Here is a 25523-nt window from a genome sequence, read left to right on the forward strand (position 1 = left end):
CGCTGTCGGACGCGGGGGTTTAGCGTCCCGGTTCGCGGGAGCGGGACGAACATGGTGTTTCGGACAGGAGGCACATCCGTGGGTCGCGACGTTCTTCGTCGCCCGGATGGAGTCGTCCGAAGCGCGATCGCCATTCCACGGTGAACGGTCGTTCGTTCCGTAGGAGAGTGGCGAGACGTCATGCCAAGTCGTACGACTGCGCCGCATCGTGTGCACGACGACGCCCCGGATACCGAGCAGGCGTTTCTCCTGCTCGCCGATCTGCCTTCTGGCCGCAGACACGACACACTCCGTGAGGAGCTGGTCGAGGCGTGGCTGCCGATGGCCGAAAGAATCGCCGGCCGGTTCCGCGGCCGTGGGGAGAGCTACGAGGACTTGTGCCAGGTCGCCGCGCTCGGACTGGTCAAGGCCGTGGACCGGTTCGACCCCGGGCGGGGCCACGCCTTCGAGAGCTATGCCGTCCCGACGATCACGGGAGAGATCAAGCGGCACTTCCGCGACCACATGTGGTCGCTGCATGTGCCGCGACGGGTCCAGGACCTGCGCAACCGGGTCCGCACCGCCTGCCGGGACCTGTCCCGTGGAGTGGCGGACGGCTTGCCGAGCGTCGGCGAGATCGCCGCGCAGGCGCACCTGAGCAAGGAGGACGTCAGGGCCGGACTGGACGCCCTCGGGAGCTTCAGCGCGCTGTCCCTCGACGCCGACGTCTCTCAGGGGCAGGACGGTTACTGTCTCGGCGACACGCTGGGCGCATGCGATCCGGCGCTGGACACCGTCGTGGACCGCGAGGCCGTCAAGCCCCGCCTGGAGGCCCTGCCCGAGCGCGAACGCGCCATCCTCTACATGAGGTTCTTCAAGGACATGACCCAGAGCAGCATCGCCGAGCAGTTGGGGATCTACCAGATGCACGTCTCGCGCCTGATCAGCCGCTGCTGCCATGACCTGCGCGACGCCGTCCTGGAGGACGCCGCGTAGGGCTTGTCGATTCGATCGAGACGCCTCATCGGGAATCAAGGAGCCACGTGCCCCGGCGCCGGGGCCGTGCCAGGCCGACCGGGTGACCGTGGCCGTCGCGAGTGCGCTGACGGAGACCGCGGCGTGATGGCGTGAGGCCCAAGGATTGCACAGCGTGCGATGCGGACTGGTCCTCGAAGCGCCCGTGGGTGCCGAAGCCCCTCCCGCCCGCGCCATCCAGCGGCTGGGTACCACGGCGTTGGCGGCCAGCGTGCCGCACGCAGTACTTCCGCCGCCCCAGTACTCTCGGCGGCGCGGGTGGTTCGCCGCGTGCACCACGGCACGCGCGGCGAGTTCGGGCTGGTATATCGGGGGAACCGGTTGCAGGCGGCGCGCCACGAGCGCGACGCGGTCCCCTCGTGCGGCGAAGGCATGGGCTGAGGTCCTGACCGCGCCTCCGCTGGCGCCGGTGATCACCACGACCCGCGGGCTGTGCCGGTACGGAACCCGACCGTTGCCGGGTGATCCGTGCTCCGTCCCGCTCGCGTATCGCCCGGTGCGGTGCGGTCGGCAGGTGTTCGGGACGTCGACGCTCTCGCCTGTAGACCCGGTGCGCTCAGCCGTGCTGGAAGGCCGATGACGCGGCCATGAGACGTTCGGCCCGCATCGCGGCGTCGGCGACATCGTGTTGCCCCGTGAGCACGCACAGTGTGTATGCGGCGTCGTCGAGCTGGCGGCGGCGCAGCGGGCTCGACGGCCCGCTGAGCAGGGCGGCCTGCGCGTCCCGGTAGGAGCGCAGCGCAGCGGCGACGGTTCTGACGTGGGGCGTCAGCATCATGGTGTCCCTTCGCCGGACCAGGCCGTTCGGACCTGGTTCCGCCGAGGCGACCGGAGCGGCGCGGCGTGCCCTCCGGTCCGGCAGTGCCGGTGCCGTGCGCCTCGGCGATCGTGCAGGTCTTCCGGATGCGTTCCATGGTGCGCGTCCTCACGCGAACGGGCGACTCGGCCTTGTCCCGCACGGCCTCCCACACGTCATGCGAGGTCGTCGAGGCGGTGTCGCGCCCTGTCGAGGGAGCGACGACAGCGGCTCAGGTCCCGCCACGGGTTCCCGTGCTTCTCCAGGCGCCCGGGAAGGGTGCGCAGGGTCCAGCGCCGCGGGCCCAGCTCCGGGTCGTCGAGTTCCGTCCACTCCAGCGGGGTGGCGACCGGGGCGTGGGGACGGGCGCGTACCGCGTAGGGGGCGACCGAGGTCTGGGCGTAGGCGTTGCGTTGGGTGTCCAGGTAGAGGCGGCCCCGGCGCTTGTTCTTGCGTGCCTCCGTCGTCAGCCGGTCGCTGTGCCGTGCCGCGAGCAGGTCGGCGACGCGCCGGGCGAAGTGCCTGGCCGTGTCGAAGTCCGTGTGCCGGTCGAGCGGTACCAGGAGGTGCAGGCCGCGTGATCCCGTCGTCATCAGCGCGGGCCGCAGCCCCAGCTCGGTGAGCAGGTCGCCCAGCCGGCGCGCGCCTCACCGGACGTTCTCGAAGCCGTCGCTCGCACCGTCGGGTGGGTCGAGGTCGAAGACCAGCCGGTCGGGGCAGTCCAGGCAGTCCGCCGGGCTCAGCCAGGGATGCGGGGTGATGCACGCCTGGTTGGCGAGGTAGACGAGGGTGGCGGTGTCGTCACAGACGGCCATGGTGAGACTGCCGCCCTCTTTCGGCACCCGCACCGTGCGGATCCAGTCGGGGAAGTAGTCGGGAACGTCCTTGTGGTAGAAGGACTTTCGCCCGTAGCCGTCCGGATGGCGTTCCATCACCAGCGGCCGGCCCCTGAGATGGGTGAGCATCGGGCGCGCCACGGTCCGGTAGTAGTCGATCAGCTCGGCCTTCGTGATCCCGTCGTCCGGGAACAGTTCCTTGTCCGGGTTCGACAGCGGCACCACGCGGCCGCCGACCCGTATCTCGTCCTGGGTCCTCGTCCGGGTGCTCATGCGTTCCACCTCGATTCGCCCCTGCGCCGTACCCGCACCACGGCCGGCACGGCGGTGGACAGGTTCGTCACCGGGGCGGAGACGGGCATCGGGAGCCACCCCTTTCCGCCGTAGGAACTCCCGGCCGTCCGAGTGCCCGCCGCACGGGATCCCATGCAGGCGAAGCGTCGCCTCCGGTCACGGGCCGGTGGTGCAGCCGGTGCACTACAAGGTCATGGCGACCAGCAGCACCGCCACCCCGACGGCCAGCCAGGCCACGTAGTCACCGAGGTGCCCCGAGTGCAGCCGTCGCAGCGGTACGACGACGCGCTGTCCCACCCCTTCGCAGACGGCCGCGGCGCGCCGCACGAGCGGTGACCGGAGCGTGGGACCCCAGACTGCGGCCGCGGCGAAGAGTACGGCCAGGGCCGTCGAGGCGAGCGCGAGAAGCACGCCCTCGGCGCTCCACCCGGCGTCCGGGACCGGCGAGGACGGTGCGACGGTGTGGCCGAGGACGGCGGCGGCGTACGCGGTGCGGTCGGTGAACTGACGCGCCGCGCGGGCGAGGGCGACGCCGCATCCCGGTAGCAGCCCGACGGCGAGCGAGGCGGCGAGCAGTACGGCCGGCACGGCGAGCATCGGGACGGGGACGCGGCGCTGCGGATCGCGGATCTCCGGTTCCTCACCGTCGCCGGTCGTCTGCGGACCGGCGTACCGTTCACGGGGCGGAGGCCCGGCACCGCCGAAGATCCGGGCACCGGCCCGCATCACGGCCCCGCCCGTGAGAGCCGACACGAATACGAACACCGCGGGAAACCAGGGGAACTGATCCTCCCCGGCGTGTTCGGCGACGGCCTTGCCGAGAGCCGTGCCGAACGGCGGCAGGCCCGCCAGCCCGAGACCGCCCAGGGCGAACAGCGCGCCGACGAGCGGGAGATCGCGGCCGCGCCGGTACAGCCCGTGCTCGTCGACGGAGCCGTGCCGGTCGAGCAGGACACCGGTCGTGGCGAACAGGGCCGCCTTCACTCCGGCGTGGGCGGCGACGTACAGGGCCACCCCGGCCGTTGCGGCGGGGGTGAGCAGCGCCGTACCGGCGAGGAAGAGGCCGACGTGCCCGACGGTGGAGAAGGCGAGCAGACGCTTGAGATGCCGCTGCTGCCAGCACATCACCGCGCCCACCAGCGCCGTCAACACCCCGGCTGCCACGAAGACGGCGCGCAGATGCGGCTGCGCGATGCCGTGCGGCCCGGAGAACACGACCCAGTAGACGCGTGCGACGCCGTAGACCCCTAGTTCCACCATGACGCCCGAGAACAGCATGCACACCGGGGTAGGCGCGACGGAGTGGGCGTCCGGGAGCCAGAAGTGCAGGGGCACCACCGCAGCCTTGACCAGCAGTCCGGTGACGATCAGCACGAAGGCCACGGACAGCAGGACGTCGGCACGGTGCCGGGCCAGCTGCACGCCGATCTGCGCGAACCCCAGCTCACCGGTGCGGGCGTACACGAGGCCGATGCCGAGCAACGAGCAGTAGGCGCCGAGGGAGTTGACGACACCGAAGACCAGGGCGCCCTGCACCGGCCGTGGATCCTCGATGCGATAGCCCGTGAGCGCGTAGGCGACCGCCCCCATCAGCTCGAAGAAGACGAACGCGTCGAACAGATCGCCGGTCAGCGCGAACCCGACCATCCCCGCCTCGAACAGCAGCAGGAGAGCCGGGAAGGTGCCCGCGTGCGCCACGGGCGGCTCGTCGAAGTAGCGCCAGGAGTAGACGACGACCGCGAGGACGAGCACGGCGGTCAGCAGGGCGAGACCGACACCGATCCGGTCGCCGACGAGCACGATGCCGACGCTCTCGCCGTGCACCGGGGACCAGCCGCCCAGCCACGAGACGCTGCGCCCGTCACCGGTGCGCAGCCACAGCCAGGTGAGACAGCCGGCCTCCAGCACCGCCCAGGCCGAGACCAGCGCGTCGATGGCCGGACGCGGCAGCCGTCGTCCCACGACCGCGAGGGCGACGGCACCCAGCAGCGGTACGGCGACGGCGAGCGGCAGCAGATCGGCGGTTCGCGGCATGCCCGGCCCCGTCAGCCCTTCAGCCCTGTCAGGGCGTCCGGGTCGACCGTGCCGTGCCGCTTGCGGATCTGCATGGCGAGCGCCAGCAGCAGCGCGGTGACCGTGGCGCCCACGACGACGTCGGTCAGCGCGAGCGCCTGCACGACCGGATCGACGGTGCGGGTGCGCAGGGGAGTGTCGGTGAAGTACGGCGCGATGCCGCCGCGCCGGTATCCGACGGTGAGCAGCAGCACGTACGTCGACGACTGCGCCACGGCGAGACAGCCGACCGCGTGGATGATGTCGCGACTGGTGACCATGCCGTACACGCCGGCCAGGAAGATCCAGCCGGCTGTGAGGAAGGGCAGGACCGTCATGTGCCGCTCCCCGGACCTGAGTTGTCCGCCGACTTCACCTCGACGGCCTGGTCGAGGAAGTTGGCTAGCAGGACGATGATGCCCGAACCGACCTCGACGCCGACCGCCGCGTTCAGCAGCGGCACCAGGCCGCCCGAGGAGAGCTGTCCGAAGGTGCCGAGCGGCAGCACGTTCTGGAGGTAGGCGCCGCCCGCCACCAGCCCGGCCAGACCCAGCGCCGCGAAGACACCCGCGCCGAACGCGTCGGCCAGGTCGAGCACGGCCAGCGGACGGATCCGTTTCAGCACGCGGTAGTCCGCGGCCACATATGCCATGTGCAGCCCGGTGGCGAGAATGACACCGCCCTGGAAGCCGCCGCCCGGCGACAACTGGCCATGCGCCACGATGTACACGCCGGTCAGCAGCGTGAGCGGCACCATCACCAGGCCCAGCAGCCGGGTACTGGGCAGGACCCGGCCCGCGCGTGGCCGGCCGATCCGCTCGTCGCGTGCGTGGCGCAGGAGCACGATGGTCCCGAGCACCGAGGCGAACAGGATCGACTCCTCCCCGAGGGTGTCCAGGGCACGCTGGTCGAAATTGACCGACGAGACCACGTTGGCGGTGCGCTGCCGCAGGGACGCGGCCACCGCGCGGGTGGCGTAGGGGTGCACCGCCGTCCCGAAGTGCGGCAGTCCGGTGCAGGCGAGCGTGTACACGACGGCGAACACGACGGCCGCGGCCCAGAACAGCCGGACACGTGCGCTACGACTCATCGCCGCCCTCGGGCCCACGGCCGCCCTGCTCGTGGCGGGCTGCCGTGTCGCGGCGCACCTTGCGGACCGTCAGCAGGATCAGCAGCGGGGTGACCGCCGTACCGACGCCCAGCTGGGAGAGGGCCACGTCGGGCGCCTGGAGCAGGGTGAACAGGACGGTGAGACACAGGCCGAGGACAGCCAGCAGGACGGCCTGCCGCAACGGGTCGCGGGCGAGCGCCGCGGCGGTGGCGCTCGCCGCCACCAGCAGCAGCGCGACGGCGATCAGATATTCCTGGGCGGTGGCGGTGCTCACTCCGGGGAGTCCCTTCGCAGCAGATGGTCGTGCTGGGCCGTCGCCCTGCCGATCGCCATCGCGGTGACCGCCCCGCCGAGCACCACGATCACCGCGATGAGGAGCAGCTTCACGGCGGCGCGCCCGGGCCCGGTCTCGACGGCCAGGGCGAGTACGACGAGCGGTCCGCCGACGGTGGAGGCGGGGGTGAGGGCATGCAGCCGCTGATACGGCCGGGGTAGCGCCACCAGGCCAACGGTGGAGAGGAGGAGCACGCCCGTTCCGGCGACGAGCAGGACGAGCGCGCATACATGACGAGCCGACATCTCATGTCTTCCCGTGGGTCTGACGCGTGTCGGGGGCCTCGATCGACCGGCCGCCGAGGAACCGGGCGAAGACCAGCGTTCCGGCGGGCCCGAGCACGGCCAGGACGAGACCGAGGTCGGTGAAGGAACTGCGGCCGAATCCCTGGGCCGTCAGCAATAGGACGGAGGTGACGACGGTGGTCGCGAGATTGAGCCCCGCGAGCCGCTCGACCGCCGAACCCCGGCCGGCGGCCCACACGCACGGCGGCATTCCCAGAGTCAGCAGGACCGCCGTCGCGAGCAGCCAGGCGTTCACCGCCGCCCCTCGGTGAGTACGTCTTCCAGCCGCGTACGGTCTTCGGTGAGGAAGTGAGCGACGGCGCGTTGCCCGCCTTGCATCTCCTGCCCTTGGACGTCGACGACGTACGCGCCAGGTGTGGCCGACAGCACGGCGCACGCCCACGCGGCGCCCGTGCCGGACCGTAGCGACAGCGTCTTCAGGCTTCCCTCCGGCGAACGGCCGCGCACGGCACGCGCGGTGACCCCGCACAGCCGCCCCAGGTCGCCGAGAACCGCACCGGGCCACATCAGAGCAGCCGATGCCCACCTCCGGGCTCCGCCGAGCCCGGCCCCCGACGCCGTGCGCACGGCGCGTGCCGCGACCGCCGCGATGGCCGCTCCCCCCGCGGCCACGAGGAGTTCGAGGGCCGTGACGGGGGTGATGAACATGAGGTCGACGGCGACCAGCACCGCCCACCACACCAGTACCTCGCCGGTGGCCGGCCACGTCTGCCGCATCGCCCCTCCTCACGCGGTTGTGCCGTCGCGGACCAGCAACGTGTACCGCGCACGGCGATTCCCATGCCCCACGCACGCCGGTGAGCGCGATCCGTCAGGCCGAGCATCACCGTGATGGAGCACCACCGTGCGCGATCACACCTGCGCAGTTCGAACCGTGCGCAGGTGACGCCGACCACCGTTCTCGCGTGACAGCGATCCGCCGCTGACGGGATCGTCGAGCGGGATACGAGCTGCGGCGTGGAGGTAGGCGTGGCCGAAGTCCTTGTGCGGGGCGACGGGCAGTGGCCTGACCCGGTGGCAGAGTCTCCAGCTGTCGGTGGGCGTGCGGTGGCGCCGGGGCAGGGTTCCGGCTGGAAGGGGCGGCTGACCTGGCGATCGCCTCCGACGCCATCGCCTGCCTCGGCCCCGCCACCCGCCGCGCCGCCCGGCAGGCCATCACCCGGGAACCGCCTGTGGTCCACCAGTGATGGCGCCGGCCGCCGATGGCGTGACCGACAGAGCCGAGGAGGTACAGGAGGTATCCGATCATGCGCAGGCGGTTGAAGCACGAGCGGTAGTGGCGCTCTGCGCCCGCACCACCTGGCGGGGCGAGGTCCTCCGTGGACAGACCGCGGTCAGGCCGGGGCGTGGCGGGCCTGGCCGCCGTCGGAGAGAAGTTCGTCGAACAGCGCCCGGTAGTGGACCATGGCGCTGCGCAGCTGTTCGGTGGTGGCCTTGTGGCCCTCGCTGAGCATGTCGATCTCGTGGGCGGCCCTGTAGTGCTCAAGGGTGCGGCTGTGCTCCACGGAAAGATCCTTGAGCTGCTGCTCGTAGTCTTCGGTGGGGTAGCCGCGTTCCTGCATGACGGAGGTCACCAGTTGGTCCGCGTCGTGCACGGCGTCCTCGGGCCGGTCCACGAACTCGTGCTGCACGTGGTCCCAGTCCCGTGAGTATCGCTCGCGGAGACGGTCGGGCAGGGGCTTGATGTCGAGTCTGTCGTGTCGCTTCTCACGTGCGCTGAGCTCGCGCTCGGCAGCAAGTCTGCTGTCGGCCTCGTCGACCGTCCGTTCGTACTCGGGACCATAGCGCTCACGCAGGGCCCGGTGCCGTGTGAAGAGAGCCAGGCCTACAGCGATCAGCACGACGACGACCGCGACGGGAATGACGATTGCCAGAAGTGTGCCGGTGGACATCGAGCCGACCTCCTTCCGAAATCCTCGCTATCTGCTACCTGCCGTGTTCCCGATCTGCGGGAATTACGCCTCTTCGAGAAAGAGGTCTGCCGACGCCGAGAGCGCCGTCGTCGGCATCCACGGTGCCGTCGAAGAGGAGCCGCTCGAACGCCCATGCGTACGCGCCGCCGCATCGGGTGACATCGGCCGAGCGAGCGGGCGATGTCGGCGTACCCGACGTCGGGGATCGACTGGGAGGGCAGGAACTGCGGGACGCCCTCCATCGCGCGCATCTCTAAGGTCATCTGGTTGAGGTCCCGGTTGTTGAAGACAGCGACGATCAGTCGCGGATCCGCCCAGTCCCGCCAGTACTTGGCGATGGTGATCAGCTCCGCCATGCCGTTCATGTGCATCGCCCCGTCACCGACCAGGGCGATCGTCGGCCGGTCGCCGTGCGCGAACTTCGCACCGATGGCGTACGGCACGCCCGGCCCCATGGTGGCCAGCGCCCCGAGAGCGAGCCACGCATCGCGCCGCGCAGCTTCAGGTGCCGGGCGCACCAGTTGGCGGCGGAGCGGAGCCGGAGTCGGAGGACAGGATGACGTCGTCAGGGAGCAGTCCGCCCAGCGCGTGGGCGGCGTCGCCGACGACGTTGACCTCGAACGGGTACCGCGGCCCCACCATGTGCGGGTCGATGTCGATCCGCACGGCCCGTGTCTGGCCCCTCGGTGCGTCGAAGGGCGTCTGTCCATGTCATGCCCTGTCGCCTGTGTCGCCGGAGGTAGGCCCGGCCGGAGGGGGCTCTGGCGAGCGGCTCCTGCCGCCGGCAGGGGGCTTCCTCGGGATCGTTGGGCCCGCGAAGCCGGTCCTGCCGGGCGGGAGCTCGGTGCAGGACGACGCCGACAGACTGCGTAGACGTAAAGATGCCGCCCACGCTGGTCGGTCACGGACGGGGCAGCGCCGCCCCCGCGCATCGGCTCGCGCACCCGACCGACCGGGGGGCGAGCACGCTTCCAGGAGACCGGTCGTTGTTTCCACCGATCGGATCCCCGTGATGTCCGCCTGCGCTCGACGGCTCCTTGGCGCCTACCCGCCGCCCGCGGGCGCGCTCAGCCACGCGCCGGCCGGGGCCCAGGCCCGCCAGGCTGCCGCGCTTGCCGCCCGTTTGCGGTACCTCACCGGCACTGACGTGCAACTGCTCCGCCTGTGGGGCCAGGCGGAGCCGACCAGCTGGACGTGCGCACGGGACACGATCCGCACGACAACGCCACGACCGGACACGCACGCCAGGCCCTGGCCGCGACCGAGCACCGGACCGAGACCGGCGGTCTGCGGCGGCTCGTGTGCCCGGAGCGTCCACGACAGCGAAGCCACCGTGCGTTGCGCCCCCGACCTGGTCGAATCCGTCGCCGCCGCCCTGCACCGACCCCAGCTGCTGGAGCTGTCACAGGGACCGGGTGCCGGTCGCCGGAGGGTCGGACCTCTTGTCGTCTTTCGCCTTGTCGCCCTCGGCCTTGGCCCGTACGTCCCGTGGGGTCGGGGTCACGATGCTCCGTTCCTCCGCGGACCGCTCTCGCGTCTTGTCGTCGGGCTGGGTGCCGCCCCTGCGGTTGCGGTTGGCATTCATGGCAACGTCCTCTCCATCTGTTACACGCGACGGGTCCGTGTCCATGCCGCGAGTACCCGGGTACTCGGAATCCGTAACGGCTCGCGCAGGGCGCACGGCTCAGGACCAGGAGGAGAAGGGGCGACAGGCCATGGCCGGAACGACTGCCGGGGCACCCGGCCGCGATCATGACGCGACGCCCTACCTCCCGGGACGGCGCGCGGGGCTGCCCGGGCTGCGGAAGGCGGCCGCGCAGTGCCGGGGCTGTCCGCTGTACCAGGACGCGACCCAGACCGTGTTCGGCGAGGGCGACACGACGGCACGGGTCCTGCTCATCGGCGAGCAGCCCGGGGACCAGGAGGACCGTCAGGGCCGACCGTTCGTCGGCCCCGCGGGCAAGGTGCTGAGACGTGCCCTCGCGGACGCGGGCATCGATCCGGAGCGGGTGTACGTCACCAACGCGGTCAAACACTTCAAGTTCACGCGCTCCGAGGGCCGCAAACGCAGGATCCACAAGGCCCCGACACTCCGCGAGATGACCGCCTGCCGGCCCTGGCTCAGGGCCGAGCTGAGAGTCGTGGCACCGGAGGTGGTCGTCGCGCTCGGCGGCACGGCGGGCAAAGCCCTGCTCGGCTCGGGATTCCGGGTGACCGAGCAACGCGGCGCCCTGCTGCCCTGGCCCGGCCTCGCCGGGAGCGACGGCGAAGGCGATGGTACGGGCGACGCCGAGCAGGGGATCAGCGGGCTGGTGGCGACGATCCATCCGTCCGCCGTGCTGCGCGCCGACGACGTCGACCGCACGCGGATCTACGACGGCCTCGTCGACGATCTGCGCATCGTGGCCCGCCTCATGGCCGACGGCGACGAACCCGACCGGCGAGCCCAGGGCCGTACCAGGAGTTAGCCATGCCGGAGTTGCCCGACGTCGAGGGTTTCCGCCACGTGCTGGACGGCTGTGGCATTGGCCGGTGCGTCCGGTGTGTCGACGTGCGCGACACAGGTGTACTGCGCGGGGTCGGTGTGCGACGCCTGCGGCGGGAGGCGGAGGGGCGGCGGCTCGGCCGGCCGTGGCGGCACGGGAAGTTGCTGATCGTCCCGGTCGGGGACGGCCCGGCCCTCGTCTGGCACTTCGGCATGACCGGTGAACTGGTGTGCGCCCGTGCCGACGATCCGCCTGCCGCCCATGACCGGGTCGTCCTGGCCCTGGACGACGACCGGCAGGTCCGCTACCGCGACCAGCGCAAGCTCCAGGGCATTCGGCTCGCCCCGAACCAGCGGGCGCTGCGGCGGATGCTGGAACTCCTCGGCCCCGATGCCCTTGAGATGACCCGCGCCGACTTCCTGGACCTGCTCGCCGCGCGGCGGGGCGCCGTCAAAGGCGTGCTCATGGACCAGTCCCTCATCGCGGGGCTCGGCAACCTGCTCAGCGACGAGATCCTGTGGCGCGCCCGCGTGGCACCCCGGCGCCCTGCACGAGCGCTCGACTCCGCCGAGGCGCGCCGTGTGTTCACGGCGATGCGCGGCGTACTCGCCACCGCCACACGGGCCGGCCGCGTACCACGGCGTCGAACCTGGCTCACCGGCCACCGCGACGACGGCGAGCCGGAGTGCCCCCGCTGCGGACGACGGCTGCGCTCACACCGTGTCGCCGGCCGACGCAGCGTCTGGTGCGCACACTGCCAGCACTGATCGGGCCGTCGCACCAGCCGGAGGGCTCCTCGGGCACGGGACGGTCCGGATGGACCCCGGTGTGCCGTGGGTCGAGGCCGAGCCGCACGCGTCTCTCTCCCTTTTCGGCCGTCACCCGGCGGCTCACCCGGATCAGGGGTGCCGTCCTCGTAGTACCCGCCCCACACACGCCACCGGTCGGCCGGGTTCGACGCCGAAGTATCCGCCATCTCCGATCAGGATCCACTACGGCGCCGCGTTCGCCGTCGGCGAGGACCGCGTACTCCCGCAGCACCCATACGGCCGTAGGCCGACGGAAGGGCACGGTGTACCGACGGACGGGGCCGGGCGCTCGGCGTGTTCCCCCGTCCTCCGTGGATGGGACGGCCGCGCCGGGGAACTCGTCCTCCAGTGCGGACTCCGGCACGAAGTGAAGAGGCCGTCACGGAAGGCGGAGGAGAGGCGTCATGCCATCCGGATCGAGTGCCAAGAGGGAACGGCAGTACGAGCACATCAAGAAGAGCGCCGAGGACCGTGGTGAGTCGACGCGGCGGGCCAAGGAGATCGCCGCGCGTACGGTCAACAAGGAGCGGGCGAGGTCGGGCGAGTCGAAGACCGCGAGCAAGGTCTCGACCCGTGACCCGAAATCGGCGTCCCAGCGCGGCGGGCAGCGCTCGCACAGCGGTGCGGAAGGTCCCACGAAGGACCAGCTCTACGAGGAGGCGAGGAAGCGCCACATCCACGGTCGCTCCTCGATGACCAAGAGGCAGTTGGAGAACGCCCTCGGCCGTTGACGACTGATGTACGAGGAACGGCGAGATGCCCAGGTCCGTCCGACCGGGCTCCGTGACGGGGAGGTGGGAGCATGCCGTCCGGTTCCGTCGCGAGCCCCTCGGGCGGCGGCGATCCTTCGGGTCTGGAGGAATGGCTGCGTGGCATCGAGGTGCTCGCCAGCGCGGCCAAAGGCGTCGACACCCAGCAGGTCCCGGAGGTTCTGTGCCGGGCCTGTGTCCGTCTGCTGCCGGTCAGCGGTGCCTCGGTGTCGATCTCCGGTGGCCCCACGGCACGAGCCATGTGGTGTGCCAGCGACCGTGTGGCGGCCCGGCTGGCGGAGGCGCAGTACACCCTGGGTGAGGGGCCATGTCAGACTGCGCTCGGTGCGGTCGGCCCGGTGCTGGCCGTGGACCTCGCCGAAGAGCCGGGCAGCGGGCGGTGGCCCGTCTTCGCCCACGAGGCCGTCGGGCTGGGGGTCCGCGCGGTGTTCTCCCTGCCGCTGGGCACGGACGAGGCGGCGATCGGGACCCTCGACATGTACCGTGACCAGCCCGGAGGACTGTCGGCGAGCGAACTGGCCATCGCGCTGTGGGCGCGGGACGCGATCACGCTCGCCCTCATGAAGCTGCTTCCCCACCCCGGCTCCGAACAGGTGCCGGGAGACGAGGGAGCGCCATGGATGAGGGCTTCGCAGGCCGAGCACAGCGAGGTGTATCAGGCCATGGGCATCGTGATGGTGCAACTCGGTGCGGATCCCGAGGAGGCTCTCGACCGGATGCGGGCGCGCGCCTTCGCCCAGGGGCGTACGGTCACGGAGGTGGCTCGCGACGTGGTCGCCCGGAGGTCCGGCTTCCGGCCGGAGTGAAGGCCTGAACGTCGCCGGGCGAGGGTGCGTCGGAGACCGCCGCGCCGTGTCCGTGACACCGGGTGGAGCGTCTGACGTGCATCGTGCTCACGAAGGTCCGGATCCTTGGGACACGGGGCGTCGAGCCCGGCCCCTGCGGGTGCGGTGCCGTGACGGGCTGTCGGTGGTACGTGTCCGTGCCACGGCTGCCGTGAGTTGCCGTTGGACCTGGTCCGGCAGGGGTGCTCCCTGCACGGTGGTGACGACGTCCCTGGCCAGGCGGTGCAGCTTGATGTTGGTGTTCTGGGATGCCGCGACCAGTACGTCCCATGCCGCGTCGGGGTCCAGGCCGAAGGATGCCATGAGGATGCCGCGGGCCAGGTCGATCTCGGGGCGGGTGCGCATGGCGCGCCGGAGCTGGATGACCTCGGTCTGCAGGAGACCTTCGTCGGTGTCCTCGCAGGGCGCCCCGGGGTTCCGGGCGGGGGAGAAGAGGCCGTGGGTGTCGGTGTAGGAGAGCAGACGTTGAACGGCGGGACTGGCAGCGGTCACGGTGACCGTCTTGCCCGCCGCGATCGCGTCGCGGCGTACGGCCAGGAGCACGTTGAGTGCGGAGCAGTCCGCGAGGTCCAGTTCTTCGAGGTCCAGGTCCACGCCCTCTTCGGAACGTGCGAGGGCATCGTCCAGGGCGCGGCGGAGGCTCTGGCTGTTGTCGAGGCAGAACTCTCCGGTGACGGTGACGGTCACACGGATGTCGCTCGGCCCCGCGTGCGCCAGCAGGCTTCTGATCGTCGGCGGCCTGCGGCCGGCATCATCGTCGGCAGCTGTCGTGTCCCAGGCCGGTAGCGGCATGCTCGCCTCCTCCGGTTTGCCGGATGTCTCTCTTCAGGCTCACTCGGCCCCCGTGACCCGTCAAGCCCTGCACGAATCAAAGTTCGTGTTTTGGATAGCGCGAACAAGCGGTCGTAGCATGGTGACCATGACGGAAGTCCACGGAGTGCCCGAGCCGCACAACGGGTGGACGTTCCTGACCAACCATGCGCGCGTGCTGGCCAGCATCGCCGACAACCGCAACGCGCGCGTCCGCGACATCGCCGCGCGTTGCCGGCTCACGGAACGCGCCGTGCAGAAGATCATCGCGGACCTGGAGCAGGCCGGGTACCTCTCCCACACCCGCAACGGCCGGACCAATCAGTACAGCATCGACCCGGGCAAGGTCCTGCGCCATCCGGCCGAGGCCGGCCTGACGGTGGCATCCCTGCTGTCGATACTGCTCAGGGACGAGGCCGACCGCCAAGGCAGCGACGACAACATCAACGTCCGGCACGGGTCGTGAGCGGCCCGCCCCCGTTGCTCGTGATCCATTCGACAACGGCGTGATCCTTGAATCCGCTACTGCGATAGCACCGACTCCTGCGTTGACACATCGACACATCGACATGGGTGCCGGATCGAGCGGGATCCAGGAGTCGTTGCCGTGGCCGCCCCGGATCATGTGCTTGACCAGCGGAAGAGCCCGCCCGTAGACGCTTGTTGTACCCCGATCGATGGGGCGGGCGGGGGAACGGGTCGCTCAGCCGCTTGCGGGCGAAGCGCAGCCGTCGGGCCACGGAATGGTGGCCGAGCACGGCCTGGGGCGGTCTTTCCAGCCATCGCGTTCCTCCGCTCTCGTCGTCGATCTTCACGTGGAGTGCGGTCAGGAGGGTCTTCAAGTCGGGCGCCGCAAACGGATCTTGGGGACCCTCGCCGCGTCCACACACCCGAACTACCGGCCCATCGCTCGTAAGAGCTCAGCCGCGCATTGACCGAACGGAGCCAGACCGCCATGCCGGACACAACCTCCGCCAGTCCCGGTCCTCGTGAGATCTTGGCGCGCTACCAGCGGGCGATGCTGGACAAGTCCGCGGATGACCTGGCTGATCTGTATGCGGTCGACGCCGTCCACGAATTCCCGTTTTTCTTTCCCGGCATGCCGCCGCGTCACGAGGGACGCGAAGAGGTCCGCGCGGGCTACCGAGCGGCCTGGAGCGCAAGCCCGGCGCAACCGCAAGAGCTCCGCGATGTCGTCGTGCATGACAGCACTGACCCCGAGGTGATCACCGTCGAGCGAGTCGTCACCGGGACCGTGACCACAATTGGCCAGCCCTTCAGCCTCCCCGGCCTCCTCGCGATCCGAGTCCGCGATGGCCAGATCGTGCACGTCCGCGACTACATGGACGGGCTCGGCGTGGCCCACGCCATGAACCGACTGGCCGCCGTGGTTGCCAGCCTCAGTGACCGCCACTGAAGCCCTGGCTTCGGACTCATTCGTAGCAGGAAAAGCAGGCGAGTTGGGCGTATGCGCTGAGATGCCCGCTCGCGTACGCGAGGGAGAAAAACCCGCCTGGGCGGGGCACTGCGGCACTGCTTGCGTCGGCATGGCCATGGTCGGGGTCGTGGATAGGGAGCCACGCGGGTGCGGAAGGGCTGTGGTGGAGCAGGTCGGCCAGCGGCGCCGCGAGGACGGGGACGTCCCGCAGGAAGGTGTCAGTGGCCTGGCAGCCGCGCGCAGGGCGCTGATCCGGTTTTCGGCGATGGCAGGTCCGGTGCCGTCTACGGACACCAGCGTGTCCATGGTCGCGGCGCCGTGCCGGGCGTTCGCCCAGGTGGTCCGGTGGAAGGGGAGGGCGCCCCAGACCACGACCGGTGCGGCCAGGCTCAGCGACAGCCACTGCCAGTTGTCGAACTGCAGACCCGGCACCATCGCCATCAGGACCACGGGCACGGTGAGCACCAGCGACACGAACAGCCGCTGCCGCAGTGACAGCAGTTCGCCGTCGACCGGGGGAGCGACCTCGCCCGTGCCCTCGTCGGCCGCGACGGGTGCGGGCGGCTCCTCCGCAGTGGAGCCGGTCTTCTCCACCGTGGCGATCAGATCGGCGACGTCGACGCCTTCTCCGTAAGCGACCTTGGCCTTCTCGGTGGCGAAGTGGACGGTCGCGGTGACGCCGTCCATGCGGTGGAGCTTCTTCTCGATGCGGGCCGCGCAGGAGGCGCAGGTCCTGCCGCCGATCGAGAGCTCGACCTCGGAGGCGGGGGCAGGTGTCGTACTGGGGACTGGTCTTCCCGGGAGCCATGCTGGTCATAGGCGTATCTCGTGGAGGATGCCGGAGCGTGCGGCGTCTGTATCGGCGGAGCGGCACGTACCGGCGCGGGAGGGATTCGGGTATCGGGGCTCTGGTGGCCCCAGGGGGAGTGCCAGACGCGGCCGACGGACTCGTATCCGGCCTCGTCGACGGCGGCACGGACAGCCTCCTCGTCCAGGGGCGCTGCGCTTCTTCCTCCCGGGTGTGGATGCGCGCGACCTGGCTCGACGGGTGGCAGCAGGGCAGGTGCCGCGTGACACGCCAGGGGCGGCGGCGCAGGTCACCCTCCTCGAAGGTGTGCACCTGTGTTTTGGCTGCCCAGAACGCCGAAGCGGTGTGGGCGGCGGGTCCGGTGATGGTGTGAGGCGTTGCACACGTCTGCAGGTCGACGAGCGGTGCGTACCCCCTGGGGGTAATATTCGGACCTGGTGATCGATCCGCACGGCACAGGTGGAGTTCATGGTGGTACGGGCGGTACGCGGCGGCAGCGGTGCCGTCCGCTGGGCGTACGGGGTGTTGCTCACCCTGTGCGTCGCGCTGGCCGTGCTGGTGCACCACGACACGTCTGTGATGAGCGCCTCGCCGTCCATGCCCGGCTCCGTGCATGCCGCACACGCCATGTCTGACGATGCGGCACCGTCCGCCTCGGGCACCTCCCCGCACAACGCCGACGACAACGGCTGCGCCATGCCCGGGATGCAGCACTGCGGTGCAGCGGGCATCGGCTCGGTACACCTCGTGCTGCCCGGCCGGAGCACGACCGACGTGATCACGCCATCAGGCCCCGCCGGCGAAGGGCGCGCACCGGCCGCTGCGGTCGGCCGGGCCCCACCCGATCTGTCCGTCCTCTCGCAACTGCGCATCTAGGCCGCGCCGGACGGCGCGCGATGTGCCGTCCCTCCGCGACCACATCGGCAGTTACGACACAGAGGACGACAACCCATGAACAGCATCAACCGCCGCTCCGTTCTGCTCGCCGGACTGGGAGTCGCCGGCGTCGGCGCGCTGGCCGCATGCAGCGGCAGCGCCAGCGGCAGCTCCGGCTCCGCAGGTGGCAACGCCCTGGTGAGCCCGACCGCCTCGGCCGTCGCCGCCGCCGAGAAGCAGCGCAGGGGCACCGGACGGCAGCGGAAGCTCACCCTGACTGCGGCTCCCGCCATGATCGACCTGGGCGGCGGCGTCATGCCCAGGACCTGGGCCTTCGACGGCCGCACCCCGGGCAAGGAGGTCCGGCTCTCGGTCGGCGACACCCTGGTGGCAGAGCTGTCCAACCAACTCCCGAACAAGACCACCACCTCCATCCACTGGCACGGCATCGCCCTGCGCAACGACATGGACGGCGTGCCCCCGGCCACCCAGACGGCCGTCCGGGCGGGCTCCACCTTCACCTACAGGTTCATCACCGACGCCCCCGGCACGTACTTCTTCCACCCGCACGTGGGTGTCCAGCTCGACCGCGGCCTGTACGCCCCGCTGATCGTCGAGGACCCCAAGGAGCCCCTCGCCTACGACGACGAGTGGGTCGTACTCCTCGACGACTGGGTCGACGGCGTCACCGGGACCCCCGACGAGGTCTTCGCCGACCTCAAGCGGGGCATGGGTGACATGGGCGGCATGGACATGAGCGGAATGGACATGGGCAGCAGCCCGAGCCCCAGCAGTTCGAGCGACAGCATGGGGAACATGGGGGACATGGGCGGGATGAGCATGGGTGATTCCGCCTCCCCGTCGGCTTCGGCCTCCTCCGGTGGCATGTCGCAGAGGTTCATGCTCATGGGCGCCACCAGCAAGCTGCTCGGCGGCGACGCGGGTGACGTGAAGTACCCGCACCACCTGGTCAACGGCCGGGTGGCGGCCGACCCGGACGTCTACACGGGCAAGCCCGGCAAGAGGGTCCGGCTGCGGATCATCAACGCGGGCTCGGACACCGCCTACCGGGTGGCTCTCGGCGGGCACAAGCTGACCATCACGCACACCGACGGCTTCCGCGTCGAGCACCAGGAGGTGGACGCCCTCCTGGTCGGCATGGGCGAGCGCTACGACGTGCTGGTCACCCTCGGCGACGGCGTCTTCCCGCTCGTCGCCCTGGCCGAGGGCAAGAACGCGAACGGCCTCGCACTGGTGCGCACGGGCTCGGGGAGCATCCCGAAGGCGACCGTCCGCCCGAAGGAACTCGACGGCATGATCATGACGGCCTCCCAGTTGCGGGCTGCCGACGGCGTGCGGCTGAAGTCGGCGAAGACCGACATCACGCACCAGATCAAGCTGACCGGCACCATGATGAAGTACAACTGGGCCATCAACGGCACGCCGTTCGACATGAACCGTCCCGAGGCGCACCCCATCGTCATCGAGGAGGGTCAGCGCGTGCGGCTCGACTTCGTCAACACCACGGACATGTGGCACCCGATGCACCTGCACGGCCACACCTACCAGATCGGTGACTCCGGGCCGCGCAAGGACACCGCGATCGTGCTGCCCAAGAAGACGGTGTCGGTCTTCCTCGACGCCGACAACCCGGGCCAGTGGATGCTGCACTGCCACAACGCATACCACGGCGAGGCCGGGATGATGGCGAACGTGGCCTATCGCGCCTGACGTTCTGTGCGGCGGGTTCCGGGGCGGGCTCGTGCGGCGGCCTTGAGCCCGCCCCGGACGGGTCGGCCCCGACCCCGATCAGCCCGGCGTCGCGCCGTCGGCATGGGCCGCCCGGTCCGAGGTCGCATCGAGGGCGGCACCGCGTCGAAGGCACCCGCGGGTGCCGCCCTCTCGATCACCCGGGGATCAGCTGACGTTGACCGCCGACCAGGTCGCGGCCACCGCGTTGTACTCCGTGCTGCCGGAGTCGTAGAGGTCGGCTGCTGCCGAGAGGGTGTCCGAGCGGGCGTCCGAAGAGGCGGTGGTCGAGGTGAAGTACTCGGTCAGCGCTACGTCGGCGAGTCGTAGCTGATCCCGTTGATCGTCTTGCTGCCGCTGCCCTCGGACGGCAGGTAGAAGAAATGGTTCGCCACACCGGACGAGTAGTGCACGCCCAGGTTGGCGGCGTCGGAGGACCAGGAGTCGGCGGAGTCGCCGTCCTTGCTGGGCTTGTCCATGTAGCGCAGCGGGGTGCCGCCGCCGTAGGTCATGCAGAAGCAACTGTCGTTCCAGAACGCGTTCGCGTAGTAGTTGTCGTAGGGGACGCGAGAGTAGGAGTCGACGCCGTCGTTCTTGATGCCGCTGCGGCCGAAGGTGTTCATGTAGAAGTTCCAGGTCTCCGGTGCGCCGTAGGCCGCGTCGTCGGCGGACTGGCGGTGGAGGAACTGGAGGCCGGCGTAGGTGCGCCCGTAGCGGGTGTGGACGGTGCCTCGGTGTCCTTGACGACGTCCTTGACGATCAGCTTCTCCTTGCCGGGGTCTGTGCCGAGGCAGTGATGGTCAGGCTGGTGGCGAGGAGGGCTCCTGCTGCGACCGCGGTGGCGATGGCCGGAGTGGTGCGCTGGTGGCGCACGTAACGGGGAGTCACACAAGCTCCCAGGGGGGCGTTGACTCGACAAATCAACTGGGCTTGACCGCCGTCCCCCATCCGGCGAGTTGGGGTGTGGCTGCGCTCTCGCACGTCTCGGCCCCGCACCACTTCGTGTGCGTCTCCTCGCCTCAAGTCGGCACCTGTGCCACGCAGGTGGAGGGTGGGACGGATTCCCCTGCCCGCCCCACGGAACGGCACTTCGCTGACCAGCCGTCGGCTGCCGCCGACGTGACCGTTGCTGCCGAACGACTCTGGCTCCGTTCCTGTCTCGCCAGGCGGTGCCTATGCGAGGAGCACAGCAGCCAGTTCACGCCAGGCGCTACGCGCGAACGTGCCCCGCGAGTCGGTGGCGATCTGCACGGCGATGTGGTCGGCGCCGGCCTTGCGTCGTTCTGCGAGGCCGGCCGCGATGTCCTCCGGCCTTCCCCAGAGAAAGAGGGCGTCGACGAGGCGGTCGCTTCCTCCGTCGGCCAGGTCCTCCTCTGTGAACCCGGACCGCAGCCACGCGGACCGATAGTTGGCCAAGGGCATGTACGGGGCGAGCGCGTCCCGCGCGCGGGCGCGTGCCGCTGCCGGGTCGTCGTGCGGGATGACGGTCTGCTCCAAGGCGAGCAGTGGCCCCTGCCCCAGCAGTTCCCTGGTCCGGACCACGTGCTCGGTGTCGACCAGGTACGGGTGGACGCCGAGGGACCGACGGGCCGCCAGTCGGGTCATCCGGGGCCCGTGTGCCCCGACCAGCCGTGCGGTGGCCGGCAGCGCCATGGCTGTCGAATCGAGTCCGTCCAGGTAGTCGGCCATCGCGGTGTAGGGCCGCCGGTATGTGTCGACTATTTCGCCGTGGCTGACGCCCAGACCGACCACCAACCGGTCTCGATCACCTGCTGGAAGTGCGTGGTAGGCACAGGCCAGACGACGCGCGGGCTGGGCCCAGATGGAAACACAGGCGGTGGCCACGGTGACGTGACGCGTCGCGTTCAGCACCCCGGCCGCGCGGAGCAGGTCACCCCGCGGATTGCCGCCGGGCTCACCGCCGAGCCACAGGGCCCCGTACCCGAGTTCCTCGGCCTCCGCCGCGGCGTCGGAGGCCTCGCCGCGGTCGCCGTGGGTGAACGCCAAGCTCCAGATCCCGAACGTCCCCAGTTCCATAGGCTTCCTCCTGATATCGGGTGCCGCCCTTCTTATCCGGGCGGCCACCTCCACCGCCAGAGCGCCAACGGGGGAGGCGCGCTCGGACTCGTTCAAATGAGCCACGCAAAAACGCGGCCAGTGAGGAAGCGGACTCCCCGGCCGTGGGGCTCACATCCGCCTGGTTCCGGACAGCCATCGCCAGGGGTCTTCGCTCCGGCCGGACTGAAGGGTGCGCGCCGGTCGGACGAGCCTCGCGCATGACCCGTCGGACACGGTCCAGGAGTCTCGCGTCATGAGAGATCGCTGCCGGCGAAGGAGAGGCTGAAGCTCTCATTCGGTAGCGGGAAGTCCGGCACGATCGTGTCAGCCGACGCGACCACGGCCGCGCGGTCGGCGGCCAGGTCGCGGACGACGGACAGACAGGACGCGGCCCGTACGTGAAGGCGAACGGTGCAGCGTGCGTCCCCCCACCCGCGGCGGCGCAGCACGTACTCGGCGCGCGCGGTCCGCAGCAGGACAGTCACGCCCTGAGTGGCCGCGCCCATCGCCAGGCCGACCGTGCAGGCAGGCCAGAAAGTCACTGTCGGCAACGAAGACTCCGCCGCGCACACCGTCACCGCGACGCAGGGCAACGCGTTCGATGCCGAACGGATCGCAGGCGGTAGGCCCGGCAGCTTCACGGCGCCGTCGTGGAAGGGCGCCTTCGGCCGGGATTCGAGCGTGCCGCTGGACATCCCGCGACGGCGGCCCTTGAGCACTGCGGCCCGGAGGATGGCGACGACGTCGGTCCAGGCCGCAATGTCGAATGTCGCCCGCGGAGCCGGTGTCGTCGGCCAGGGCCTGCCGGAGGGGCGTCCGCCGACCGCGCGACCTTTGAGCTCGTCCTGTCGTGATTGCTCATCATGCCGGGCATCGCGGAGGCGTGCCCCTCGGCCAGGTCGGCCATGGCGATGGCCTGGCGATGGTGGGGGACCGGGGATCGGGGATCATCCCCGCCGCAGGCGGCCGGCAGAAGCGGCGTCACCGCTGCGGCAGCGGTCACCGTGATGGGACGGAGCAGGGGCGTGACACGCTCATGGCTCGGGAACTCCTGGAGGTGCCGAAGGGGCCTTGGGTGTGCCGGTACGTCGCCGGTGAACAGTGCAGCGGCACGCCACGCCGCAGGGACAGTCTTCAGACCGCGGGCGCCGGAGGTTCCCGGCGGCTCCCACGGCGCGCCAGGGGCTTCATGTTCCTCAGTCGTGTGGGGTGTAGGTTCCGGCGCCCCGCCCGGCCGCTACGCGGCTGCCCGAATATGACCCAGGGTGCCTGGTCCATTACGCTATGCATGTGATCGGGCTGTGGATCAGGGTGAGGGCCGGCGGGCGTTCGGGCCATGTCGGTCTGCTGCTCGGTCTCGTCGTGATCATCGTCGTCCACCTCTCGGGCACGGTGCACGGTGCTTCCTTCGAGGGGCCGCACCTGGACGCCGTCGAGGCTGTGGGCGCGCACCACGGCGCATCAGACGCCCCGACCCCGGAGCACGACCACAAGGCCGGCGGGCACATTGATCACGCCGCGGACCGGCCGCGCTCCGTCTCCGCCGACGACATCGTCCTCGAACCCGGCGCTGGCGGGCTCGCCCTGATCCCGGTCGGCGCAACAGGCCCCTTCGGCACAGGCGCCACCGCTCCAGGCGATCCGCCAGGCGGCAAGGGCTGCCCCGACGGCCGGTACACCCTCGCGCTCCACTGCATCTGGCGGCAATAGGCACCGCCCGCACGCTCCGACCCCGGCTCACGCGCCGGCCCGAGGCGTGCCCGCGTGCCCACCGAACCGTCAATCACCGCCCCTGCCTTCGCGCAGGGCGCGAAGGAGCCGTACGCCCATGCATCTCTCCCTGCTCGAACAACTGGAACCGCCCGAACCCCTCGGCGCCCACGCGCCGCTGCCCCTGATCGCCCGCCGGCCGGCCCAACTCGTCGGCAACACCCCGGTCCTGTGGATCGACCAGCCCTTCGCCCCGCCCGGCCGAGGCTTCTACGCCAAGCTGGAGGGCACCAACCCCGGCGGCATCAAGGACCGCCCCGGACTGCACATGGTCCGCGAGGCCCGGCGGCGCGGCGACCTCACCCCCGGCGCGCCGATCGTCGAGTCCTCCAGCGGCACCCTCGGCCTGGGGCTGGCCCTGGCCGGACTGACCTACGGCCACCCCGTCACCGTCGTCACCGACCCCGGCATGGAACCCGCCATGGTCCGCCTGCTCACCGCCCTCGGCGCGCACGTCGACCGGGTCGCCGCCCCGCATCCGGAGGGCGGCTGGCAGGAGTCCCGCCGCGAGCGCGTCGCCGAGCTGCTCGCCCGCACGCCGGGTGCGTACTGCCCGGACCAGTACCACAACCCCGACAACGTCGCGGCCTACCGCCCGCTGGCCGCCGAGCTGATCGCCCAACTGGGACGCATCGACGTCCTGGTGGCCGCCGTCGGCACCGGAGGCCACTCCGCCGGCACCGCGTCCGTCCTGCGCGAATCCTTCCCCGGCCTGATCCTCATCGGGGTGGACTCGGTCGGCTCGACGATCTTCGGCCAGCCCGCCGCGCCGCGGCTGATGCGCGGCCTGGGCTCCAGCATCCACCCCGAGAACGTCGACTACGACGCCTTCGCCGAGGTCCACTGGGTCGCCCCGGCCGAAGCGGTCTGGGCCTGCCGCCAACTGGCCCGCCGCCACTACGCCTCCGGCGGCTGGAGCGTCGGCGCGGTCGCCCTGGTCGCCGGGTGGGCCGCGCGGACGTATCCGCCGGGCACCCGGATCGCCGCGATCTTCCCGGACGGTCCGTACCGCTACCTGGAGACCGTCTACAACGACGCCTGGTGCCGCGAGCACCGGCTCTTCAGCGAGGAACAGCCGTGGGAGCCCGACGAGATCGCCGCCCAGGACGCCTGCGTGGTGACCGGCTGGACCCGGTGCAGCCAGGTCCGCGACCCGCTGGGGCGCGAGCGGGTGAAGGCGGTGGTCGTCCGATGAAGGGGTTGCGGGCCCAGGTGGCCTCCTTCGACCGCCCGGCACAGCTGTTGATGGTGAACCAGTTCGCCATCAACCTGGGCTTCTACATGCTGATGCCCTACCTCGCCGACCACCTCGCCCACGGTCTCGGCCTCGCCGCCTGGACAGTGGGACTGGTGCTCGGCATCCGCAATCTCTCCCAGCAGGGCATGTTCCTCGTCGGCGGCACCCTCGCCGACCGCTACGGCTGTAAGCCGCTGATCCTCACCGGGTGCGTCCTGCGGACGGTGGCCTTCGGGCTGCTCGCGGTGGCGGGGACTCTGCCGGCGCTGATCGTCGCGTCGGCACTGACCGGCCTGGCGGGCGCGCTGTTCAACCCGGCGGTCCGCGCCTACCTGGCCGCCGACGTGGGACAGGAACGACGCGTCGAGGCCTTCGCCGCCTTCAACGTCTTCTACCAGGCGGGCGTCCTCATCGGCCCGCTCGCCGGACTCGCCCTGCTGACCTGGGACTTCGGGGCGGTGTGTGCTGTCGCCGCACTGATCTTCGGCGCCCTGGCCGTTCTCCAGACCCGCGCTCTTCCGCCTCGCCCGCCGCAGGGACGCGGCACTGAGCCGGCCTGGCGCGCGGTGGCCGCCGACTGGCGGACCATCGCCGCCAACCGGCCGTTCCTCCTCTTCGCCGCCGCGATGGCCGGCTCGTACGTCCTGGCCTTCCAGGTCTACCTCGCCCTCCCGCTGCGTGCCCGTGAACTCTTCGGTGACCGCACCGGGGTCGTGACAGGTGCCGTCTTCGCCGTCTCGGCGCTCGCCGCGCTGTCGGGACAGCTGAAACTGACGGCGTGGGCGAAGAAGACGCTGTCCGGTCCGCGGGCCATCGCCTACGGGCTGGTGGTGATGGGGGCGGCGTTCCTGCCGCTGCTGCCGGGACCGTACGGCGGAGTCCTCGGCACGGCGTGCGGCGTCGTCGGCCTCACCTTGTGCGCGGCTCTGCTCGCCTGGGGCGGGGCGCTTCTCTACCCGTTCGAGATGGACACCGTCGTCCGGCTCTCCGGGGACCGGCTCGTGGCGACGCACTACGGCGCCTACAACACTGCTTCCGGCATCGCGATCTCGCTTGGCAACCTGGCCGTCGGGGCGCTCTTCGACACCGGCGTGCGCTGGCTGCCGTGGACCGTGCTGGCGGCCACCGGGTTCGTGTGTGCGGGGCTGGTTGCGCGGCTGCACCGTGCCGGGTACCTCGCGGTGCCCAGCCCGGTTCCGGTGCCGGGGTGAC

25 protein-coding genes and 4 pseudogenes are annotated in these 25523 nt (G+C 70.9%); 12 read left to right on the plus strand and 17 right to left on the minus strand.

What is annotated here, in order from left to right:
• The first annotated feature begins 180 nt into the window (after nt 1-180).
• The gene (locus tag ACFC8N_RS33735) at nt 181-975 is read left to right on the plus strand and encodes a SigB/SigF/SigG family RNA polymerase sigma factor (protein WP_376292436.1); all 795 of its coding nucleotides are present in this window, start codon (nt 181-183) and stop codon (nt 973-975) included.
• Nucleotides 976-1570: 595 nt separating this feature from the next.
• On the opposite strand, the gene ACFC8N_RS33740 is transcribed toward ACFC8N_RS33735, so the two are convergent.
• The 12 genes and pseudogenes from ACFC8N_RS33740 to ACFC8N_RS33795 all read right to left on the minus strand — a co-directional run bounded on the left by ACFC8N_RS33740 (nt 1571) and on the right by ACFC8N_RS33795 (nt 10240).
• Nucleotides 1571-1792 carry a DUF5133 domain-containing protein gene (locus ACFC8N_RS33740; RefSeq protein WP_356038341.1) on the minus strand — a complete coding sequence of 74 codons (222 nt, stop codon included), beginning with the start codon at nt 1790-1792 and terminating at the stop codon, nt 1571-1573.
• 194 nt (nt 1793-1986) lie between these two features.
• Nucleotides 1987-2919: pseudogene (gene ligD / locus ACFC8N_RS33745) on the minus strand (non-homologous end-joining DNA ligase).
• 204 nt (nt 2920-3123) lie between these two features.
• The gene (locus ACFC8N_RS33750; RefSeq protein WP_376292439.1) at nt 3124-4974 is read right to left on the minus strand and encodes a complex I subunit 5 family protein; all 1851 of its coding nucleotides are present in this window, start codon (nt 4972-4974) and stop codon (nt 3124-3126) included.
• Nucleotides 4975-4985: 11 nt separating this feature from the next.
• Entirely contained in the window at nt 4986-5330 is a 345-nt protein-coding gene (locus ACFC8N_RS33755; protein ID WP_362817114.1) for a sodium:proton antiporter, read from the minus strand.
• On the minus strand, nt 5327-6082 hold the full coding sequence (locus ACFC8N_RS33760) for an MnhB domain-containing protein (protein WP_376292441.1): 756 nt from the start codon (nt 6080-6082) through the stop codon (nt 5327-5329). The genes ACFC8N_RS33755 and ACFC8N_RS33760 overlap by 4 nt, the downstream gene beginning before the upstream one ends.
• A complete protein-coding gene (locus ACFC8N_RS33765; protein WP_376292444.1) occupies nt 6072-6377 on the minus strand; it encodes a Na(+)/H(+) antiporter subunit B in 306 nt (101 codons plus the stop codon). Before ACFC8N_RS33765 ends, ACFC8N_RS33760 begins: the two co-directional genes overlap by 11 nt.
• Nucleotides 6374-6682, minus strand: coding sequence for a cation:proton antiporter (locus tag ACFC8N_RS33770; RefSeq protein WP_376292446.1), 309 nt, complete (start codon nt 6680-6682; stop codon nt 6374-6376). Before ACFC8N_RS33770 ends, ACFC8N_RS33765 begins: the two co-directional genes overlap by 4 nt.
• A 1-nt stretch (nt 6683) precedes the next feature.
• A complete protein-coding gene (locus ACFC8N_RS33775) occupies nt 6684-6977 on the minus strand; it encodes an MrpF/PhaF family protein (RefSeq protein WP_356040458.1) in 294 nt (97 codons plus the stop codon).
• On the minus strand, nt 6974-7459 hold the full coding sequence (locus ACFC8N_RS33780; protein ID WP_376292449.1) for a hypothetical protein: 486 nt from the start codon (nt 7457-7459) through the stop codon (nt 6974-6976). The genes ACFC8N_RS33775 and ACFC8N_RS33780 overlap by 4 nt, the downstream gene beginning before the upstream one ends.
• A gap of 617 nt (nt 7460-8076) precedes the next feature.
• The gene (locus ACFC8N_RS33785; protein ID WP_376292451.1) at nt 8077-8634 is read right to left on the minus strand and encodes a hypothetical protein; all 558 of its coding nucleotides are present in this window, start codon (nt 8632-8634) and stop codon (nt 8077-8079) included.
• Between the two features lie 185 nt (nt 8635-8819).
• Nucleotides 8820-9357: pseudogene (locus ACFC8N_RS33790) on the minus strand (thiamine pyrophosphate-dependent enzyme); the annotation flags it as partial.
• 700 nt (nt 9358-10057) lie between these two features.
• Nucleotides 10058-10240 carry a hypothetical protein gene (locus tag ACFC8N_RS33795; protein ID WP_376292454.1) on the minus strand — a complete coding sequence of 61 codons (183 nt, stop codon included), beginning with the start codon at nt 10238-10240 and terminating at the stop codon, nt 10058-10060.
• A gap of 130 nt (nt 10241-10370) precedes the next feature.
• Here ACFC8N_RS33795 and ACFC8N_RS33800 point away from each other — a divergent pair, with 130 nt between their 5' ends.
• The 4 genes from ACFC8N_RS33800 to ACFC8N_RS33815 all read left to right on the plus strand — a co-directional run bounded on the left by ACFC8N_RS33800 (nt 10371) and on the right by ACFC8N_RS33815 (nt 13526).
• A complete protein-coding gene (locus ACFC8N_RS33800) occupies nt 10371-11123 on the plus strand; it encodes a UdgX family uracil-DNA binding protein (RefSeq protein WP_362817128.1) in 753 nt (250 codons plus the stop codon).
• 2 nt (nt 11124-11125) lie between these two features.
• Nucleotides 11126-11908 (plus strand): Fpg/Nei family DNA glycosylase, encoded by a 783-nt coding sequence (locus ACFC8N_RS33805; RefSeq protein ID WP_376292457.1) that lies wholly within the window; start codon nt 11126-11128, stop codon nt 11906-11908.
• A 446-nt stretch (nt 11909-12354) separates the two neighbouring features.
• Nucleotides 12355-12681, plus strand: a complete 327-nt coding sequence (locus tag ACFC8N_RS33810; RefSeq protein ID WP_356038354.1) for a plasmid stabilization protein — start codon at nt 12355-12357, stop codon at nt 12679-12681.
• A 71-nt stretch (nt 12682-12752) separates the two neighbouring features.
• Nucleotides 12753-13526: a GAF and ANTAR domain-containing protein gene (locus ACFC8N_RS33815; RefSeq protein WP_356038357.1), complete on the plus strand. Its 774-nt coding sequence runs from the start codon at nt 12753-12755 to the stop codon at nt 13524-13526.
• Nucleotides 13527-13613: 87 nt separating this feature from the next.
• On the opposite strand, the gene ACFC8N_RS33820 is transcribed toward ACFC8N_RS33815, so the two are convergent.
• Nucleotides 13614-14357 (minus strand): ANTAR domain-containing protein, encoded by a 744-nt coding sequence (locus tag ACFC8N_RS33820; protein WP_356038360.1) that lies wholly within the window; start codon nt 14355-14357, stop codon nt 13614-13616.
• Nucleotides 14358-14484: 127 nt separating this feature from the next.
• Here ACFC8N_RS33820 and ACFC8N_RS33825 point away from each other — a divergent pair, with 127 nt between their 5' ends.
• On the plus strand, nt 14485-14841 hold the full coding sequence (locus ACFC8N_RS33825) for a helix-turn-helix domain-containing protein (protein WP_356038363.1): 357 nt from the start codon (nt 14485-14487) through the stop codon (nt 14839-14841).
• A gap of 552 nt (nt 14842-15393) precedes the next feature.
• Nucleotides 15394-15792: a nuclear transport factor 2 family protein gene (locus ACFC8N_RS33830; RefSeq protein WP_376292462.1), complete on the plus strand. Its 399-nt coding sequence runs from the start codon at nt 15394-15396 to the stop codon at nt 15790-15792.
• Between the two features lie 306 nt (nt 15793-16098).
• Here ACFC8N_RS33830 and ACFC8N_RS33835 read toward each other — a convergent pair.
• Nucleotides 16099-16557 (minus strand): annotated as a pseudogene (locus ACFC8N_RS33835) (cation transporter); the annotation flags it as partial.
• A 532-nt stretch (nt 16558-17089) separates the two neighbouring features.
• Between ACFC8N_RS33835 and ACFC8N_RS33840 the strand changes: the two are divergent.
• Both ACFC8N_RS33840 and ACFC8N_RS33845 read left to right on the plus strand, forming a co-directional pair.
• Complete coding sequence (locus ACFC8N_RS33840) at nt 17090-17497, plus strand: DUF6153 family protein (RefSeq protein ID WP_356038369.1); 408 nt, start codon at nt 17090-17092, stop codon at nt 17495-17497.
• A 75-nt stretch (nt 17498-17572) separates the two neighbouring features.
• Entirely contained in the window at nt 17573-19228 is a 1656-nt protein-coding gene (locus ACFC8N_RS33845) for a multicopper oxidase family protein (protein WP_376292465.1), read from the plus strand.
• Between the two features lie 186 nt (nt 19229-19414).
• On the opposite strand, the pseudogene ACFC8N_RS33850 reads toward ACFC8N_RS33845, so the two are convergent.
• The 3 genes and pseudogenes from ACFC8N_RS33850 to ACFC8N_RS33860 form a co-directional block, all read right to left on the minus strand.
• Nucleotides 19415-19926: pseudogene (locus ACFC8N_RS33850) on the minus strand (M4 family metallopeptidase); the annotation flags it as partial.
• 493 nt (nt 19927-20419) lie between these two features.
• The gene (locus tag ACFC8N_RS33855; protein WP_376292467.1) at nt 20420-21283 is read right to left on the minus strand and encodes a TIGR03620 family F420-dependent LLM class oxidoreductase; all 864 of its coding nucleotides are present in this window, start codon (nt 21281-21283) and stop codon (nt 20420-20422) included.
• A gap of 272 nt (nt 21284-21555) precedes the next feature.
• Nucleotides 21556-21999 carry a hypothetical protein gene (locus ACFC8N_RS33860; protein ID WP_376292470.1) on the minus strand — a complete coding sequence of 148 codons (444 nt, stop codon included), beginning with the start codon at nt 21997-21999 and terminating at the stop codon, nt 21556-21558.
• Nucleotides 22000-22594: 595 nt separating this feature from the next.
• On the opposite strand from ACFC8N_RS33860, the gene ACFC8N_RS33865 reads away from it, so the two are divergent.
• From ACFC8N_RS33865 to ACFC8N_RS33875, 3 genes are all read left to right on the plus strand, one after another.
• Nucleotides 22595-23014 carry a hypothetical protein gene (locus tag ACFC8N_RS33865; RefSeq protein ID WP_356038383.1) on the plus strand — a complete coding sequence of 140 codons (420 nt, stop codon included), beginning with the start codon at nt 22595-22597 and terminating at the stop codon, nt 23012-23014.
• Between the two features lie 118 nt (nt 23015-23132).
• Nucleotides 23133-24269 (plus strand): PLP-dependent cysteine synthase family protein, encoded by a 1137-nt coding sequence (locus ACFC8N_RS33870; RefSeq protein WP_356038386.1) that lies wholly within the window; start codon nt 23133-23135, stop codon nt 24267-24269.
• Nucleotides 24266-25522 carry an MDR family MFS transporter gene (locus ACFC8N_RS33875; protein WP_376292473.1) on the plus strand — a complete coding sequence of 419 codons (1257 nt, stop codon included), beginning with the start codon at nt 24266-24268 and terminating at the stop codon, nt 25520-25522. Before ACFC8N_RS33870 ends, ACFC8N_RS33875 begins: the two co-directional genes overlap by 4 nt.
• Nucleotide 25523: the final 1 nt, after the last annotated feature.

The sequence above is a fragment of the Streptomyces sp. NPDC055966 genome, from assembly GCF_042269865.1.
GTDB lineage: Bacteria > Actinomycetota > Actinomycetes > Streptomycetales > Streptomycetaceae > Streptomyces.